This window comes from Rhodococcus sp. BP-261, from assembly GCF_019835205.1.
Lineage (GTDB): Bacteria > Actinomycetota > Actinomycetes > Mycobacteriales > Mycobacteriaceae > Rhodococcoides > Rhodococcoides kyotonensis_B.
In genome coordinates this window covers 1-14,781 of the sequence record NZ_JABUCO010000015.1, presented here as the reverse complement: position 1 = coordinate 14,781, position 14,781 = coordinate 1, and the positions used below count along the sequence as shown (strand labels likewise).

The 14,781-nt window shown below is 64.5% G+C and carries 15 protein-coding genes and 1 pseudogene; 10 read left to right on the top strand and 6 right to left on the bottom strand.

Annotated elements, in window-relative coordinates; all coding sequences use genetic code 11:
- Positions 1-11: 11 nt before the first annotated feature.
- Together HQ354_RS16575 and HQ354_RS16570 are read right to left on the bottom strand one after the other, a co-directional pair.
- Positions 12-362 carry a hypothetical protein gene (locus tag HQ354_RS16575; RefSeq protein ID WP_254303441.1) on the bottom strand — a complete coding sequence of 117 codons (351 nt, stop codon included), beginning with the start codon at positions 360-362 and terminating at the stop codon, positions 12-14.
- Positions 355-1,485, bottom strand: a complete 1,131-nt coding sequence (locus HQ354_RS16570) for a Rieske 2Fe-2S domain-containing protein (RefSeq protein ID WP_068423043.1) — start codon at positions 1,483-1,485, stop codon at positions 355-357. Before HQ354_RS16570 ends, HQ354_RS16575 begins: the two co-directional genes overlap by 8 nt.
- 148 nt (positions 1,486-1,633) lie before the next feature.
- Between HQ354_RS16570 and hsaA the strand changes: the two genes are divergently transcribed.
- Genes hsaA through HQ354_RS16545 form a run of 5 tightly spaced genes read left to right on the top strand, consistent with a single transcriptional unit; the run spans position 1,634 to position 6,142 of the window.
- Positions 1,634-2,797 (top strand): 3-hydroxy-9,10-secoandrosta-1,3,5(10)-triene-9,17-dione monooxygenase oxygenase subunit, encoded by a 1,164-nt coding sequence (gene hsaA, locus HQ354_RS16565; RefSeq protein WP_068423040.1) that lies wholly within the window; start codon positions 1,634-1,636, stop codon positions 2,795-2,797.
- Complete coding sequence (gene hsaD, locus HQ354_RS16560; RefSeq protein WP_068423036.1) at positions 2,794-3,672, top strand: 4,5:9,10-diseco-3-hydroxy-5,9,17-trioxoandrosta-1(10),2-diene-4-oate hydrolase; 879 nt, start codon at positions 2,794-2,796, stop codon at positions 3,670-3,672. Before hsaA ends, hsaD begins: the two co-directional genes overlap by 4 nt.
- 3 nt (positions 3,673-3,675) lie before the next feature.
- Positions 3,676-4,578: an iron-dependent extradiol dioxygenase HsaC gene (hsaC, locus tag HQ354_RS16555; protein ID WP_068423030.1), complete on the top strand. Its 903-nt coding sequence runs from the start codon at positions 3,676-3,678 to the stop codon at positions 4,576-4,578.
- Positions 4,575-5,126, top strand: a complete 552-nt coding sequence (hsaB, locus tag HQ354_RS16550) for a 3-hydroxy-9,10-secoandrosta-1,3,5(10)-triene-9,17-dione monooxygenase reductase subunit (protein WP_068423028.1) — start codon at positions 4,575-4,577, stop codon at positions 5,124-5,126. Before hsaC ends, hsaB begins: the two co-directional genes overlap by 4 nt.
- Before the next feature lie 59 nt (positions 5,127-5,185).
- On the top strand, positions 5,186-6,142 hold the full coding sequence (locus tag HQ354_RS16545; RefSeq protein WP_206030780.1) for an ABC transporter substrate-binding protein: 957 nt from the start codon (positions 5,186-5,188) through the stop codon (positions 6,140-6,142).
- A gap of 16 nt (positions 6,143-6,158) precedes the next feature.
- Here the strand turns inward: HQ354_RS16545 and HQ354_RS16540 are convergent, their stop codons facing one another.
- Positions 6,159-7,691, bottom strand: coding sequence for a FadD3 family acyl-CoA ligase (locus HQ354_RS16540; RefSeq protein WP_068423297.1), 1,533 nt, complete (start codon positions 7,689-7,691; stop codon positions 6,159-6,161).
- Between the two features lie 123 nt (positions 7,692-7,814).
- Between HQ354_RS16540 and dinB the strand changes: the two genes are divergently transcribed.
- Positions 7,815-9,038, top strand: a complete 1,224-nt coding sequence (gene dinB, locus HQ354_RS16535; protein ID WP_167676439.1) for a DNA polymerase IV — start codon at positions 7,815-7,817, stop codon at positions 9,036-9,038.
- Here dinB and HQ354_RS16530 read toward each other — a convergent pair.
- The gene (locus tag HQ354_RS16530; RefSeq protein WP_068423021.1) at positions 9,024-10,430 is read right to left on the bottom strand and encodes a cytochrome P450; all 1,407 of its coding nucleotides are present in this window, start codon (positions 10,428-10,430) and stop codon (positions 9,024-9,026) included. The two genes, dinB and HQ354_RS16530, sit on opposite strands and share 15 nt — an antisense overlap.
- A gap of 88 nt (positions 10,431-10,518) precedes the next feature.
- On the opposite strand from HQ354_RS16530, the gene HQ354_RS16525 reads away from it, so the two are divergent.
- Together HQ354_RS16525 and HQ354_RS16520 are read left to right on the top strand one after the other, a co-directional pair.
- Entirely contained in the window at positions 10,519-11,091 is a 573-nt protein-coding gene (locus tag HQ354_RS16525; protein WP_068423020.1) for a TetR/AcrR family transcriptional regulator, read from the top strand.
- A gap of 21 nt (positions 11,092-11,112) precedes the next feature.
- Positions 11,113-11,391 (top strand): DUF2277 domain-containing protein, encoded by a 279-nt coding sequence (locus HQ354_RS16520; protein WP_068423295.1) that lies wholly within the window; start codon positions 11,113-11,115, stop codon positions 11,389-11,391.
- On the opposite strand, the gene HQ354_RS16515 is transcribed toward HQ354_RS16520, so the two are convergent.
- Both HQ354_RS16515 and HQ354_RS16510 read right to left on the bottom strand, forming a co-directional pair.
- Positions 11,388-11,804 carry a helix-turn-helix domain-containing protein gene (locus tag HQ354_RS16515; protein ID WP_068423019.1) on the bottom strand — a complete coding sequence of 139 codons (417 nt, stop codon included), beginning with the start codon at positions 11,802-11,804 and terminating at the stop codon, positions 11,388-11,390. The two genes, HQ354_RS16520 and HQ354_RS16515, sit on opposite strands and share 4 nt — an antisense overlap.
- 117 nt (positions 11,805-11,921) lie before the next feature.
- Complete coding sequence (locus tag HQ354_RS16510; RefSeq protein WP_068423017.1) at positions 11,922-13,061, bottom strand: steroid 3-ketoacyl-CoA thiolase; 1,140 nt, start codon at positions 13,059-13,061, stop codon at positions 11,922-11,924.
- A 141-nt stretch (positions 13,062-13,202) separates the two neighbouring features.
- Between HQ354_RS16510 and HQ354_RS16505 the strand changes: the two genes are divergently transcribed.
- Both HQ354_RS16505 and HQ354_RS16500 read left to right on the top strand, forming a co-directional pair.
- Positions 13,203-14,468, top strand: a complete 1,266-nt coding sequence (locus HQ354_RS16505; RefSeq protein WP_254303440.1) for a cytochrome P450 — start codon at positions 13,203-13,205, stop codon at positions 14,466-14,468.
- Between the two features lie 74 nt (positions 14,469-14,542).
- Positions 14,543-14,781: pseudogene (locus HQ354_RS16500) on the top strand (hypothetical protein); the annotation flags it as partial.

The window sequence follows — 14,781 nt, the reverse complement described above, 5'->3', positions numbered from 1 at the left end:
GCTATGCATTTCTACTCACATGGGATGCGCCCCACCAGCACTGCAGCGTCGATCGACTCCTGCATCCGCGGGCACGAGTCCTGCGTCGCGGAGTCACCGGCTTCGCGAAACACCGGGCACGTCTCCGACGGCCTGGACGTCCACTGCACCGAGGTCTGCTTGACGCTGTTCTTGCGCACCAGAACACACGTCCCGCACGTCCGACATTCGACCGGTGCGAGCCTCGAGTCCAGGTAGTTCTCCTTGTCCCGAATTGTCTGCGCGTGAATTTCCTCGACGCGGCTGGGATCGTCGGCGAAATCAGGCGCTTTCGCCCAGAACATCTTCCCGGGTCGTTCCGCTCCTGCCCGCCGATCAGGCATTTGCCTTCTCCGCCGCCTGCCGCGCCAGGTTCTCCTCCACTTCGTGCTGCCAGGCCTCGTTGGCCTTGGTGGTGTCGACCTCGAATTCGAAACGCGCGGTCATCTTCTCGGTGATGTCCGCGACGTCGACGTAGAACTGGTCGTACCAACGCCGCAGCTGGTACACCGGCCCGTCCTCCTCGCAGAGCAGTGGGTTGTCGATCTTGGTCTTGTTCTTCCAGATCTCGACGTCCTGCAGAAAACCGACGCTGATTCCTTCGGTGAACTTCTCTGCCAGCTTGGTCGCGGTCGCGTCGTCGATCCCCTCCGGTTTCTTCACCGTGATTCCCCACTGCAGCACGAACGAGTTCTGGTCGATCGGGTAGTGGCAGTTGATCAGAACGCTGCTGACCTCGTATCCCCCGTAGATGTTGATCAGTGGATTGATCATGTACGACGGCCCGAAGTACGACGCCTCGGACTTCAGCAGCGTGTCACCCCCGTACTGCGACGCCATGCCGATGTCGGGACGCCCCTTGGTGTTCAGATACTGCGACGCGACGTGGCCCTCGAAGACGTTCTTGAAGTACGTCGGAAATGCGTAATGGATGTAGAAGAAGTGAGCCATGTCCACGACGTTGTCGATGATCTCGCGGCAGTTCGCGCCCTCGATGACCATCGAGTTCCACGTCCAGTCGGTCCAGTCGTCGCTGTACGCGCCGTCGATACGCGGAATGGTCACGTCGTCGGGCGGCGGATTGCCCTCGGCGTCGTTCCAGACGAACAGTTGCCCGTTGCGCTCGAGCGTCGTCCAGGTTCGGGTTCTTGCGAGTGGCGGAACGCGTCGGGCGTAGGGAATCTCGGTGCACTTGCCGCTCGCTCCCCAGCGCCAATCGTGGAACGGGCAGGCGATTGCGTCGCCCTTGACCGTGCCCTGGGTGAGGTCGCCGCCCATGTGGCGGCAGTAGCCGTCGAGCACCACGATCTTTCCCGACGAGTCCGCGAACACCACGAGTTTGGTCCCGAAGGCATGAATCGCGTGTGGTGTGCCGTCGGCGAAGGTCTTCGTCAGGCCGAGGCAGTGCCAGCCGCGGGCATACCGGGTGGGGGTCTCGCCGACGTCGATCTCACGGATTCGGGCCATGTGCGTGCCTTCCTTCTGCTCGTCCCACTCAGTAGAACACGTTATAGAATAGGGCAACAACTCGCTAGTGAGAGCGGTGGAACCAGTTCTCGACAGTCGGCAGTAACGTGTTCTAGTCTGACTTCGGAATCCACGGAAGGCGGCTCAGGTGACTCACGAGGTTTTCGACAGGCTCGACGCGCTACTGCCCACGCTGCGCGAGCGTGCGCAGGACACCGAGGATCTACGACGGCTCCCCGACGACACGGTCAAGTCGCTCCAGGAAGTGGGATTCTTCCGGTTGCTGCAGCCGTCGCAGTGGGGTGGATACGAGGAGGATCCGGTTCTCTTCTATTCGGCGGTGAAGAAGATCGCGAGTGCGTGCGGCTCGACCGGCTGGGTCAGCTCGATCATCGGTGTGCACAACTGGCACCTCGCACTGTTCCCCCAGCAGGCGCAGGAGGACGTCTGGGGTCAGGACACCGACGTCCGAATCTCGTCGTCGTACGCGCCGATGGGTGCGGGAACCGTCGCCGACGGCGGATACCGGTTGTCGGGGGCATGGCAGTGGTCGTCCGGATGTGACCATGCGACGTGGGCGATGCTCGGCGGTCCCGTCATCAAGGACGGCCGCCCGGTCGACTTCGTGACGTTCCTCGTCCCGCGTGAGGACTACCGCATCGACGACGTCTGGAACGTCGTCGGTCTTCGCGGTACCGGCAGCAACACCGTCGTCGTCGAGGACAAGTTCGTGCCGTCTTATCGCGTATTGAGCTTCAAGAAGATGAACGAGGGTACTGCCGAGGGGCTCGAACGAAACACCGCGCCGGTCTACCGAATGCCCTGGGGCACCATTCATCCCACGACCATCTCGGCGCCGATCGTCGGCATGGCCGAGGGCGCGTACGCGGCGCACGTCGAGCATCAGGGCAAGCGGGTGCGTAAAGCGTTCGTCGGCGAGACCGGCAAGGACGACCCGTTCGCGAAAGTCCGCATCGCCGAGGCGAGTAGCGACATCGACGCCGCCTGGCGGCAGCTCTCGGGCAATGTGGCCGACGAGTACGCGCTACTGAAAGCAGGGAAGGAAGTTCCGATCGAACTGCGACTGCGTGCTCGACGCGATCAGGTCCGTGCGACGGGCAGGTCCGTTGCGTCGATCGACCTACTCTTCGAAAGCGCCGGCGCGACGGCATTGCAGAACTCCGCTCCGCTGCAACGCTTCTGGCGCGACGCGCATGCCGGACGCGTCCACGCGGCGAACGACCCGGAGCGGGCGTATCAGATGTTCGGTGGGGGAGAATTCGGACTTCCTTTGAAGGACACGATGGTATGACCGCGACCGTGCAGGAGATGACGTACGAGTCGACGTCGAAGTTCGCCCGGGTGCGGGACGATCTGACGTTGCACTACCACGAGGCAGGCGCCCACAACGATACGACGATCGTGCTGCTGCACGGCGGCGGACCGGGCGCGTCCGGGTGGTCGAACTTCGCGACGAACATTCCGGTTCTTGCCCAGCGGTTTCACGTGTTGTGCGTCGATCAGCCCGGGTTCGGCGAGTCCGACAAGCCGACCGAGCATCCGCAGTACTTCGTACACAGCAGCTCCGCGCTGAAGGATCTGCTCGACCATCTGGGCATCGACCGCGTGCATCTGCTCGGCAACTCTCTCGGGGGCGGCACCGCGGTGCGGTTCGCCCTCGACTTTCCGAGTCGCGCAGGCAGATTGGTGCTCATGGGTCCGGGAGGGTTGAGCATCAACCTGTTCGCGCCCGATCCGACCGAAGGGGTCAAGAATCTCGGGAACTTCGCCGCGCCACCGGGCCCGTCCAAGGAGAAGCTCGCGGCGTTCCTGAAGGTGATGGTGTACGACCAGTCGCTGATCACCGACGAGCTGCTCGACCGGCGCTACGCACAGGCGTCCACCCCGGAGTCGATCGCGGCGATGAAAGCAATGGGAAAGTCCTTCGCCGGAGCCGATTACGAGAAGGGAATGCTGTGGCGTGAGGCGTACAAGCTGCGCCAGCGCGTGCTGCTGATCTGGGGACGCGAAGACAGGGTCAACCCGATCGACGGTGCGTTGGTCGCACTCAAGACCATTCCGCGTGCTCAACTGCACGTGTTCGGCCGATGTGGTCACTGGGCGCAGGTCGAGGTGGCCGACGAGTTCAACCGTCTGACAACGGCGTTCCTGACGGAAGGGAGCTGAGTCATGGGAATCCGTTCGCTCGCGTACATGCGCGTCGAAGCCACCGACATGGCTGCCTGGCGTGAATACGGGCTGAAGGTGCTGGGGATGGTCGAGGGAAAAGGTGCGACACCCGGTGCGCTGTACCTACGGATGGACGACTTTCCGGCGCGACTGGTGATCGTGCCCGGCGAGAAGGATCGGCTGCTCGTGTCCGGGTGGGAGACTGCGAACGCCGCAGAGTTGCAAGAGATCCGAGATGCGCTCGACAACGCAGGGGTTCCGTACAAGGAGGGGACTGCCGAGCAACTGCAGGACCGGCGCGTCGACGAGCTGATCGTGTTCGAGGACCCGTCGGGCAACACGCTCGAGGCGTTTCACGGTGCGGCGCTCGAACACCGGCGAGTCGTCAGTCCGTACGGACATCGCTTCGTCACCGGAGAGCAGGGGCTAGGCCACGTCGTGCTGTCGACGGACGACGACGAGGCGTCCCTGCGCTTCTACCGCGACGTGCTGGGCTTCAAGCTGCGTGACTCGATGCGCCTTCCGCCGCAGATGATGGGTCGACCCGCCGACGGACCGCCTGCGTGGCTGCGCTTCTTCGGGTGCAACCCGCGTCACCACAGCCTGGCGTTCCTACCGATGCCCACGCCGAGCGGCATCGTGCATCTGATGATCGAGGTGGAGAACTCCGACGACGTCGGCCTCGCGCTCGACCGCGCGTTGCGGCGTAAGGTACCGATGTCGGCGACGCTCGGTCGGCACGTCAACGATCTGATGTTGTCGTTCTACATGAAGACGCCAGGCGGGTTCGACGTCGAATTCGGCTGCGAAGGAAGACAAGTCGAGGACGACAAATGGGTGGCACGTGAAAGCACGGCCGTCAGCCTGTGGGGACACGACTTCACGGTGGGGTCGAGACCATGACGATCGATCCTCGTGTCTTCAGAACCGTCCTCGGCCAGTTCTGCACGGGGATCACAGTCGTGACCACCATCGTCGACGACACGCCCGCTGGGTTCGCGTGCCAGTCGTTCGCCGCATTGTCGCTCGACCCTCCGCTCGTCCTGTTCTGCCCGGCGAAAGGGTCGAGGTCCTGGGCGGCGATCGAGCGCACAGGCACGTTCGCCGTCAACGTACTCGGTGAAGAGCAGCAGAAGACGTGCGCCCGGTTCGGATCACGAGAGGCGGACAAGTTCGCCGGAATCGACTGGCGCAGATCCGAGTTGGGTTCGCCGATTCTCGCGGGCTCGCTCGCGCACATCGACTGCACGGTCGACACCGTCCACGACGGAGGCGATCACGTCATCGTCGTCGGACGCGTGCACTCGCTCGGCGAGATCACCGGTGAGCGGCCTCTGCTGTTCTATCGGGGTCAGTACACCGGAATCGAACCGGACAAGACCGTCCCGGCCCCGTGGCGCGACGACCTGGAGGCATTCCTGACCTCGACGTCTGCGGATACGTGGTTGTAGTGCGCCTTCGGGTGGTGTAGCCGCCATAGCTTTGCCTAAGCTATCTTTACGAGGTGCTCATGAAGACCTCCCTGCGCGCCAGCGCTGCCATCGCCGTTCTCGCCCTCGCCGCGGCGGGATGCTCATCCGACGCCGACGCCGAAGCCGAGTCGGCCAGCTCCGAATCATGGTCGTACACGACCGGGTTCGGAAACACCGTCACGACCGACGGCCGGCCGGACAGCATCATCGTCGACGCGTACAGCGCAGCCGCGCTGTGGGACTACGGCGTCCGGCCCGCAGGGGTCTTCGGATTCGGTATCACCGACGGGTCCGGCCTCGGGAACGCACAGGCCGACGAGATGACGCTCATCGGGACCGACTCTGTCTTCGACACCGAAGCGGCTGCCACCCTCGATCCCGACGTGATCATCGGGTACTCGAAGGCTGCCGCGCCCGAGTCCTGGACGTGGTGGGAAGCGTCGCAGGCCGAGCAGATCACCGCGGTCGCACCGTTCGTCGGTGTGAACACCAGCGTGTCCGTCGACGAGACGCTGAACCAGTACCGGTCCATCGCGCAGTCGTTGGGCGCCGACGTCGACTCCGACGAGATCGCCTCGGACCGCGAGGCTTTCGAAGCCGCCAAGCAGCGGGTACGGGACGCGGCCGCGTCGAAACCCGGTTTGACCGTGATGCCGCTGAACGTCTCGGACGCCGGTGTGTACATCGGAACGCAGAACCTCGTAGTCTTGAAGCTGCTGAACGAGCTCGGTGTGTCTCTCGCCGGCCCGGGCGGCGAGACGCCGTGGGCAACGGTCAGCTGGGAGAACGTGCCGCAGTACGCGGCGGACATCATGCTCGAGTATCCGGCGGGCAAGGAAGTCCTCGCGCAGTCGGCCATCTACGGTTCGCTCCCGGCCGTTGCCGCCGGGCAGGTCCTGGACTGGGACGACAAGCGCCCCAATACCTACGCCGAATACGCCGACTGGCTCGGTCAGCTCGCCGACGCCATCGGCAGCGCCCAGAAGGTCACGTAGTGCGCCTTCGGGTGCGTCAGCGCAGCTCGGTCTTGAGAACCTTGCCGCTTGCGTTGCGCGGCAGGGAATCTCGGAACGTGACGACGCGCGGCGTCTTGAAGTTCGCCATCTTCTCGCGGCAGTACGCGATGACGTCGTCGGCGGTGAGTGTCGCCCCCTGCGTCCGGACGACGAACGCGTGGCCGACCTCGCCGAGACGGTCGTCGGGAATTCCGACGACCGCGGACTCAGCGACACCCGGCAGCCGGGCGAGCGACTGTTCGACCTCGGCCGGATAGACGTTGAAGCCGCCGGCAATGTACATGTCCTTCAGGCGGTCGGTGATCGTGAGATACCCACGCTCGTCGAGGGTTCCGATGTCCCCGGTGTGCAGCCACCCGTCCTCGTCGATCGCCTGTGCCGTGGCGGAGGCGTCGTCGAGATATCCGAGCATGACGTTGGGGCCTCGCAGCAGGATCTCTCCGGACGGCGCGATCGCGACGTCCATGTCCGCGACGCGACGGCCGGATGTTCTCGCGACGGTCTCCGCGTCGTCGCCCGGGCGGCACATCGTGGCGACGACGGCCTCGGTGAGTCCGTACGCGGTCAGGACGACGTCCAGTTTCAGGTCGTTCTGCATGCGTTCGACGAGCGCGACCGGCACGACGGCGGCACCGGTGACGGCGACTCGTAGCGTCGATAGATCGTGCTGCGCACGAGACGGATGGTCGAGGATCGTCGAGAAAATGGTGGGCGCGCCGGGCAGGACGGTGATGCGCTCACGTTCCACGGTGTCCATCGCGGCCTCGGCGTCGTACACCGACTGCGGCACGACGCACGCTCCGGTCAGCAGAGCGGCGATGATTCCTGCTTTGTACCCGAAACTGTGGAAGAACGGATTGACGACCAGGTAACGGTCGTCGGAGTCGAGTGTCGCGCACTCGGCCCACGCGCGCGCGACGCCGACGAGCTGCCGATGCGCGCTGAGGACGCCTTTGCTTCTGCCCGTCGTGCCCGAGGTGAACAGGATGTCGGACACGGTGTCGGGGGTGACGCCGTCGGCCCGCTGTTCGACGGCCTCCTCGGTGGCGGCCGCGCCGAGGAACGGCAGGTCGCCCCACGGAATGGCCGTGTCGTTCTGTGGCACCTCGCCGCCGAGCCGAACGACGGTCAGCAGCGACACGGGAAGTCCGACGGCTTTCAGTTCGGCGAACCGGTCGACACCGAGGAATTCACCGGCCACGAACAGTGCGACGGCTCGGCTGCGGGTCAGGATGTCGTGGGCTTCCGCGGCCTTGTAGCGGGTGTTGATCGGTACGAGAACAGCTCCCGCGTAGTGCACCGCGAGCGCCGACGCGACCCAGTGGTGGGTGTTGGGCGCCCAGATGGCGACGCGGTCACCTGCGCCGACGTTGCGTGCGACGAGCGCGCGCGCGACGATCGCGACCTGTCGATGCAGGTCGCCGAAGCTCCACCGAACGCCGTCGCCCGCGACCGCGTCGAGATCGGCGAATTTCTCGGCAGCGCGACGTAGTGCGGCCGGGCTCGTGGTCGGTTCGGTGTCGTCCATGACGTCTGTCTCCACTAGATTCCCCCGGTGCTTGCGACAAGCAAGTGCTTGGTGAATGTTACCGGCGTGGTACGGGTCGTAGGGCGCGATCGCGGCGAACTTGTCGGTGGCCTGTGCGAACATATGTTCGTGTCCGACGCCGACGAACCGCAGCAGGCCAGCATCATGCATGCCGACCTCGATTCGTTCTACGCGTCCGTCGAGCAGCGCGATGATCCTCGGTTGCGCGGGAAGCCAGTGCTCGTCGGTGGTGGAGTCGTGCTCGCGGCCAGCTACGAGGCCAAGGCCTTCGGTGTGCGGACGCCGATGAGCGGGGGACAGGCTCGTGCCCTCTGCCCGCATGCCATCGTCGTTCCCCCTCGGATGGACGCGTATCTCGAAGCCAGTCGGGCGGTCTTCGACATCTTCCGCAACACCACGCCGCTGGTCGAAGGCATTTCGGTCGACGAGGCATTCCTCGAGGTCGGCGGCCTGGGCAAGATCGCGGGTGCTCCGGTCCAGATCGCCGAACGCCTGCGCAGGGACGTGCGCGAGCAGGTCGGTCTCCCTATCACCGTCGGTATCGCGTGCACCAAGTTCCTGGCCAAGGTCGCCAGCGCGGTCGGTAAGCCGGACGGCCTACTGCTCGTCGAGCCCGGTCGGGAGCTCGAGTTCCTGCATCCGCTGAAGATCGAGCGGCTGTGGGGCGTCGGCAAGGTCACCGCCGAGAAACTGCACGCGTTCGACATCAGGACGGTCGGCGACATGGCCGCGCACAGTGAGGCGTCGATCGTGTCGATTCTGGGCAAGGGCACAGGCCGTCACCTGTACGCGCTCGCCAATAATCGTGATGCGCGGCAGGTGACGACGTATCGCGGGCGCAGTTCCATCGGCGCGCAGCACGCGTTGGGGCGCGGCCCGACGTCACCGCAGGACGTCGAGGCGGCGCTGATCGCCTTGATCGACCGGGTCACCGGGCGCATGAGGGCGGCCGACCGCACCGGGCGCACCGTCGTGCTACGCCTCCGGTTCGCCGATTTCACGCGTGTCACCCGATCGCACACGCTGCGGCGCGCCACCGCCGACACCCGCGACATCGAGGATGCCGCGTTGACGCTGCTGCGTGACGCGCGGTCACTCATCGCCGACCGGGGCATCACGCTCGTCGGCGTCACCGTCTCCAACATCGAACGCAGCGGCGCCGAGCAACTCGAGCTTCAGTTCGACGCACCGCAGGACGGGCCGAGCGCGTCGGCACTCGATGTCGCGCTCGACGGTGTGCACGACAAATTCGGGAAGACGGCGCTGACGAGAGGAGTGCTGCTGGGGCGAAACACCGGGATGTCCGTTCCGCTACTTCCGGATTGAGATGCCCAGTTCGAAGTTCTTCGGCATGAGGGTCAGTCGTTCCTCGATGACGAGGCGGTAGTTCGGATCGGCATGTATATCGAAGTTCCGCAGGATGGTTCCGAGCACGAGCACTGCTTCGTGGATCGCGAATTGCCTTCCGATGCATGCTCGTTCACCGGTGCCGAACGGTTTGTAGACGTGGCCGGGCCGCGAACGCACACGGTCGGACCGGAAGCGATCGGGGTCGAACGCGTCGGGATTAGGTCCCCACACCGGATCGCGATGCAGTCCGGGTATCAGAACGAGAACCCAGTCGCCCTTCTTCATCGGATACGTTCCGCCGACGACGGTGTCCTGACGCGCTTCTCGCGCGAACGCGGGAGCCGTCGGCCACAGGCGCAATGTCTCGTCGAGTATCCGCCGGACGAGGCGCAGCTTCGGTACCTGCGCGAACGAGGGGGCGTCGCTACCCGACGTGGTGCGGCCCCAGACCTCGTCGACCTCGGCGCGGGCGGCCGCGAAGATCTCGGGGTGACGGGACAGGTAGTAGAGCGCGAAAGACAATGCACCGGAAGTGGTTTCGTGGCCGGCGATCAGGAACGTGAGAATCTGCTGGCGGATGTTCACTTCGCTCAGCGCGTTGGGGTTGTCCGCGTCGCGGGCGGCGTCGAGCATGATGTCGAGCAAATCGTGCTGCCCGCGTGAACCGCTGCCGTCCCGCCGCGTCCTGATGATGTCGTCGAGCAGGTCGGCCATGTACTGCTTGTCGGCCTCGTTCTGCCGGTCGCGTCGTCGGAACCACAGATCGCTGACGATCGGCAGTTTCAGTATTTCGCGACGCTGATTGTGGGTGAGGGTACGCACCATCGCGTCGACGAACGGGTGCCGCTCGTCGCGCGTGAACGAGTCGAACGTGTAGCTGAATCCGGTACGGCCGATGGTGTCGAGCGTCAGCTTCGTCATGTCGGACGACACGTCGACGGTGCCGTGCTCGCGCCAGCGCTGCGTCAGATCGGACGCGACGTCGACCATGATGTCGTGGTAACTCCGCATCGCACTCTGCGCGAAGGCCGGACGCAGCAGGTCGTGTGCCTTCCGCCAGTTGGGCTCGTGTGAGTACGCCGTGAACAGCGCGTCGCCGCCGATCGAACGCAGGCCCTCGACTGCGGGTGCGACGTGTTTGACGAACCGACTCTCGTCGCACAGGTCCTCTACGAGGTCGGAGCCGGTCACGATGACGAACCGTTGCCCGAGGACGACGCGTTCGAAGATCGGTCCGAGCGAACGTGAGAGGGCAATCGAATCCTGGACGGGTGTGGACGCGTGCACACCGAGAACGTCGCCGAGGACCGGCACTCGCTTCGGAGGATGGGGCAGCGACGGTGCACGAACAGCGACGTCGGTGGTCATGGGCAGTACCTTTCGCTCCTATTGAACTCGGATACAACAACGAACGTACTCGTTGTCGAACCGGTGTCAAGTAGCATCGGTACTCGTCATGACCACCTCTCGTAAGCGGCTGTCCCCGACGGAACGACGTACTCAGCTCCTCGACATCGGATCCCGGCTTTTCGCCGATCGGCCGTACGACGACGTGTGGATCGAGGAGGTCGCCGATCTGGCCGGCGTCTCGCGGGGCTTGATGTATCACTACTTCCCGTCGAAACGTGACTTCTTCGCCGAGATCATTCGCGTCGAATCCGTGCGCATTCTCGAGATCACGGCGCCGGACACGTCGCTCCCGGTCGTCGAACAGGTCGCTGCCGGTCTCGATGCCTACATTCGATACGCCTCCGAGCACGAACACGGCGTCCGGGCGATCAACCGCGGATCCATACTGGGCGACACCGAGATTCAGGCCATCGTGACGGCCGAGTTCGACACGCAACAGCAGCGAATACTCGCCGCGCTGCCGCCGGAGCTGCAGACCGAGCTGATGAAGTCCGCGTTGCGCGGATGGGTGTCGTTCGTTCGCGCTGTATGCCTCGACTGGCTGGACCGCAGGGCAATCACGGAAGAGGACGTGAAGACGCTGTGCATGCGTGCTCTCGAAGGGCTGCTGGCGAGCTAGAGCAGGGCTATCGTGGCGGGCATGTGCCGAAACATCACCACGCTGCGTGGGCTCGAACCGCATGCGACCGACGAGGAGATCGAGGCCGCGGCAAGGCAGTACGTCCGCAAGATCAGCGGCGTCCAGAAGACATCCGATGCGACGCGTGACGCGTTCGAACAGGCGGTCGCCGAGGTCACCGCGACGACGCACCGGCTGCTCGACGCACTGCCCGACCGTCGTCAGCCGCCACCCACCCTGCCGCCGCTGCGTCGACCCGAAGTGCAGGCGCGCATCGCCGCGAAAGCCGCGAGCAGCTAGGTACTGTCCGGCGGTACCTCGGGCAGCCCCTCGCTGACGCGAAGCTTCTCCGCCACCGCGCTGAGCAGATTCTGCGAGTCCTCGGACAGGTCGAACGCGCGCGCCGACAGCCTGCGCAACCCGTACCCCTCGATCTGTGTGATGAGCTCGAGGTCGCGATCGACCTTCGTCGCGTAGATGTCGTTGAAGAAGTAGTCGGACTTGACCTTGAAGAAGCGGGCGAGCGCGGCCACGGTGTCGTCGGACGGATTGGTCCGTTGCCCGGAGCGTAGCTGCGAAATGTACGGCTTGGAGATCTGGTGGCCACCTTCGGCCAATGCGTCGGCGACCTCGGCGTTGGTATGTGGTTTGCGGCCCGGCGGGTGCACCGTGTTGAACAGCGTATTCAGTCTGGCCGCGAAGTCTGCGGACATCGGATATCTTCTTTCGACCGGCCGCACGCGTAGTGCATGCGACACCTCGATGATAACCGGTGGATAACCGCTGTGCAGTGCTGAAACATGCTCGTAGAACGTACTTTTCGGTCGCTTTCACACTCGTTCGATGATCGTCCCCGTCGACAGCGCGCCACCCGCGCACATGGTGATCAGTGCCGTCGACGCGTCACGACGCTCGAGTTCGTGCAACGCGGTGGTCAGCAGTCGTGCACCGGTGCTTCCGACGGGGTGGCCCAACGCCAGCGCCCCGCCGTTGACGTTCACCTTGTCCATGTCCGGGCGATGAACCGACGCCCAGGACAGCGGAACCGATGCGAACGCCTCGTTCACCTCGAACAGATCCAGATCGCCGATCTTCATGCCACTCTGTTCCAGAACCCGTGTCGTGGCCTGGACCGGACCGTCCAGGTGAAACTCGGTTTCCGCCCCGACCAAGCATTGCGCGACGATCCGCGCCCGCGGGGTGAGACCCAGTTCGACGGCGCGTGCCGAGTCCATCAAGATCACCGCCGCGGCCCCGTCGGAAATCTGCGACGACGTCCCGGCCGTGTGAAGGCCGTCCTGCATTACCGGTGTCAACCTCGCCAGCGATTCCGTCGTCGTGTCGCGCAGGCCCTGGTCGCGGGTGACGACCTCGTCGCCGACGGCCACCGGCAGGACCTCACGATCGAACCGACCCTCGTCCCAGGCGCGTCTCGCGAACGCTTGAGAGCGCACGCCGAGAGCCTCGAGATCGGCGCGACCGAGGCCGCGGCGTCGGGCGATCCGTTCGGCGGCCTCGAACTGATTGGGCAGGTCGATGTTCCACGACTCGGGTCGACGCGGCCCTGCGTTCTCGCCGACATTGACGCCCAACGGAACTCGGCTCATCGACTCGACTCCGCATGCCATGCCGCTGTCGATCGCGCCTGCTGCGATCAGGCCCGCGACGAGGTGAGTGGCCTGCTGCGCGGAACCGCATTGCGCGTCGACGGTCATGCATCCGGTCTGCCACGGAAGTCCCGCGTGGAGCCAGGCGGTGCGGGTGACGTTGTTCGACTGCTCGCCGGCCTGGGTGACGCACCCGCCGATGACCTGTTCGACAGTGTCGCTGTGCGTGGGGTCGAGTCCGAGCCGGTCGAGTGCGCCGCGTTGCGCGAGCCCGAGTAGTTCGGCGGCGTGCAGGCTCGACAACCAGCCTCCTCTCTTGCCGATCGGTGTGCGGACGGCCTCGACGACGACGGGATCACCCACGGTGAACTCCTTTCCCTCCTGCCTCTCGAAATTAGAACACGTTCTCTTCGACGTGCAAGTGCCGTCGACCATTATTCTTCCGTGCCACATGCCTCTGTGTTTGAATAAACCTAGAACGTGTTGCAGATGTCAGGAGAGCCAGTGACAGTACGACCGGACCTCACGCGTCCCGATCTGCCGGAGAACTTCGACCCCACCGATCCCGGCATCTACGAAAGCCACATCCCGGTGAAGGAATTCGCCGAATTGCGGAGGACAGCGCCGATCTGGTGGTGTCCGCAGTCTCCGGAGATCGGCGGATTTCATGACGACGGCTACTGGGTCGTCACCAAGCACGCGGACGTCAAGGAGATCTCGAAGCGCAGCGATGTCTTCTCGAGTCGCGAGAACACGGCGCTGCCGCGCTTCAACGACGACATCACGCGCGAGCAGATCGAGCTGCAGCGCTTCGTCATGCTGAATCAGGATGCGCCCCAACACACCAAGACCCGCAAGCTCGTGTCGAAGGGGTTCACGCCGAAGGCCGTCAACGGTCTCCGGGCCGAGCTCGAACGGCGCGCCGACGTCATCGTCAAGAAGGCTGCACAGAATCCGACAGGTGACTTCGTCACCGAGGTCGCGTCGGAGCTTCCTCTGCAGGCCATCGCCGATCTCATCGGTATTCCACAGGAGGACCGCAAGAAAATCTTCGACTGGTCGAACGAGATGACGTCGTACGACGATCCGGAATTCGACATAGACCCGGTGGAGGCGTCGACGCAGATCCTCGGCTACGCGTATCAGATGGCCGACGAGCGGCGCCGGTGTCCGAAAGACGACATCATCACCACTCTGATCAACGCCGACATCGACGGTGACCACATGAAGCCAGAGGAATTCGGCTTCTTCGTCATCATCCTGGCGGTGGCGGGGAACGAGACCACCCGCAATGCGATCACGCACGGGATGGCGGCGTTCATGGACAACCCCGATCAGTGGGAACTGTTCAAGAAGGAGCGTCCGGACACGACGGCCGACGAGGTCGTCCGCTACGCGAGCCCGATCACGGCGTTCCAGCGCACCGCCCTCGAGGACTTCGATCTGAACGGCACGACGATAAAGGCAGGCCAACGCGTTGCGATGTTCTACGGCTCGGCGAACTTCGACGAAGACGTGTTCGAGGATCCTCACCGATTCGACATCACGCGAAACCCCAATCCGCACGTCGGATTCGGCGGCCATGGTGCGCACTACTGCATCGGAGCGAATCTTGCGCGCATGGAGATCGGACTGATGTTCAACGCGATCGCCGACAACATCCCGGACATCACCAAGTTGGCCGATCCCCGGCGGCTCAGGTCCGGATGGCTCAACGGGGTCAAGGAGTTTCGGGTCGATTACACGGGTGGATGTCCGGTCAGGCACTAGCGCACCTGTGAGTGGCAATGTAGGCGGTCTCAAGCAGTCATCGCAACGTGCCTGATCATTGAGGGATGGTTGCGATGGGACGTCCGGTGTACACCCATGAGGTGCGGATGCTGTTCTGGGTTCTGTTGGGTTGGGGCTCGACGGTGAAAGAGGCCGCCGAGGTGATCGGTATGGCGGAGATGACCGGTCACCGGTGGGTGCAGGATCGTGGCGGTGTTCGTCCCCGGGCGACACCGCTACCGTCGGGCCGCTTCCTGTCGTTGACCGAGCGCGAGTTCATCGCCGACTACATCGGCGACGGGTGGACGATGAC

What these genes read in the sequence shown, in the direction of transcription:
- HQ354_RS16575 (WP_254303441.1), bottom strand. Translation starts at nt 362, where the DNA reads ATGCCTGATCGGCGGGCAGGAGCGGAACGACCCGGGAAGATGTTCTGG.
- HQ354_RS16570 (WP_068423043.1), bottom strand. Translation starts at nt 1,485, where the DNA reads ATGGCCCGAATCCGTGAGATCGACGTCGGCGAGACCCCCACCCGGTAT.
- hsaD (WP_068423036.1), top strand. Translation starts at nt 2,794, where the DNA reads ATGACCGCGACCGTGCAGGAGATGACGTACGAGTCGACGTCGAAGTTC.
- hsaC (WP_068423030.1), top strand. Translation starts at nt 3,676, where the DNA reads ATGGGAATCCGTTCGCTCGCGTACATGCGCGTCGAAGCCACCGACATG.
- hsaB (WP_068423028.1), top strand. Translation starts at nt 4,575, where the DNA reads ATGACGATCGATCCTCGTGTCTTCAGAACCGTCCTCGGCCAGTTCTGC.
- HQ354_RS16545 (WP_206030780.1), top strand. Translation starts at nt 5,186, where the DNA reads ATGAAGACCTCCCTGCGCGCCAGCGCTGCCATCGCCGTTCTCGCCCTC.
- HQ354_RS16540 (WP_068423297.1), bottom strand. Translation starts at nt 7,691, where the DNA reads ATGGACGACACCGAACCGACCACGAGCCCGGCCGCACTACGTCGCGCT.
- dinB (WP_167676439.1), top strand. Translation starts at nt 7,815, where the DNA reads ATGTTCGTGTCCGACGCCGACGAACCGCAGCAGGCCAGCATCATGCAT.
- HQ354_RS16530 (WP_068423021.1), bottom strand. Translation starts at nt 10,430, where the DNA reads ATGACCACCGACGTCGCTGTTCGTGCACCGTCGCTGCCCCATCCTCCG.
- HQ354_RS16525 (WP_068423020.1), top strand. Translation starts at nt 10,519, where the DNA reads ATGACCACCTCTCGTAAGCGGCTGTCCCCGACGGAACGACGTACTCAG.
- HQ354_RS16520 (WP_068423295.1), top strand. Translation starts at nt 11,113, where the DNA reads ATGTGCCGAAACATCACCACGCTGCGTGGGCTCGAACCGCATGCGACC.
- HQ354_RS16515 (WP_068423019.1), bottom strand. Translation starts at nt 11,804, where the DNA reads ATGTCCGCAGACTTCGCGGCCAGACTGAATACGCTGTTCAACACGGTG.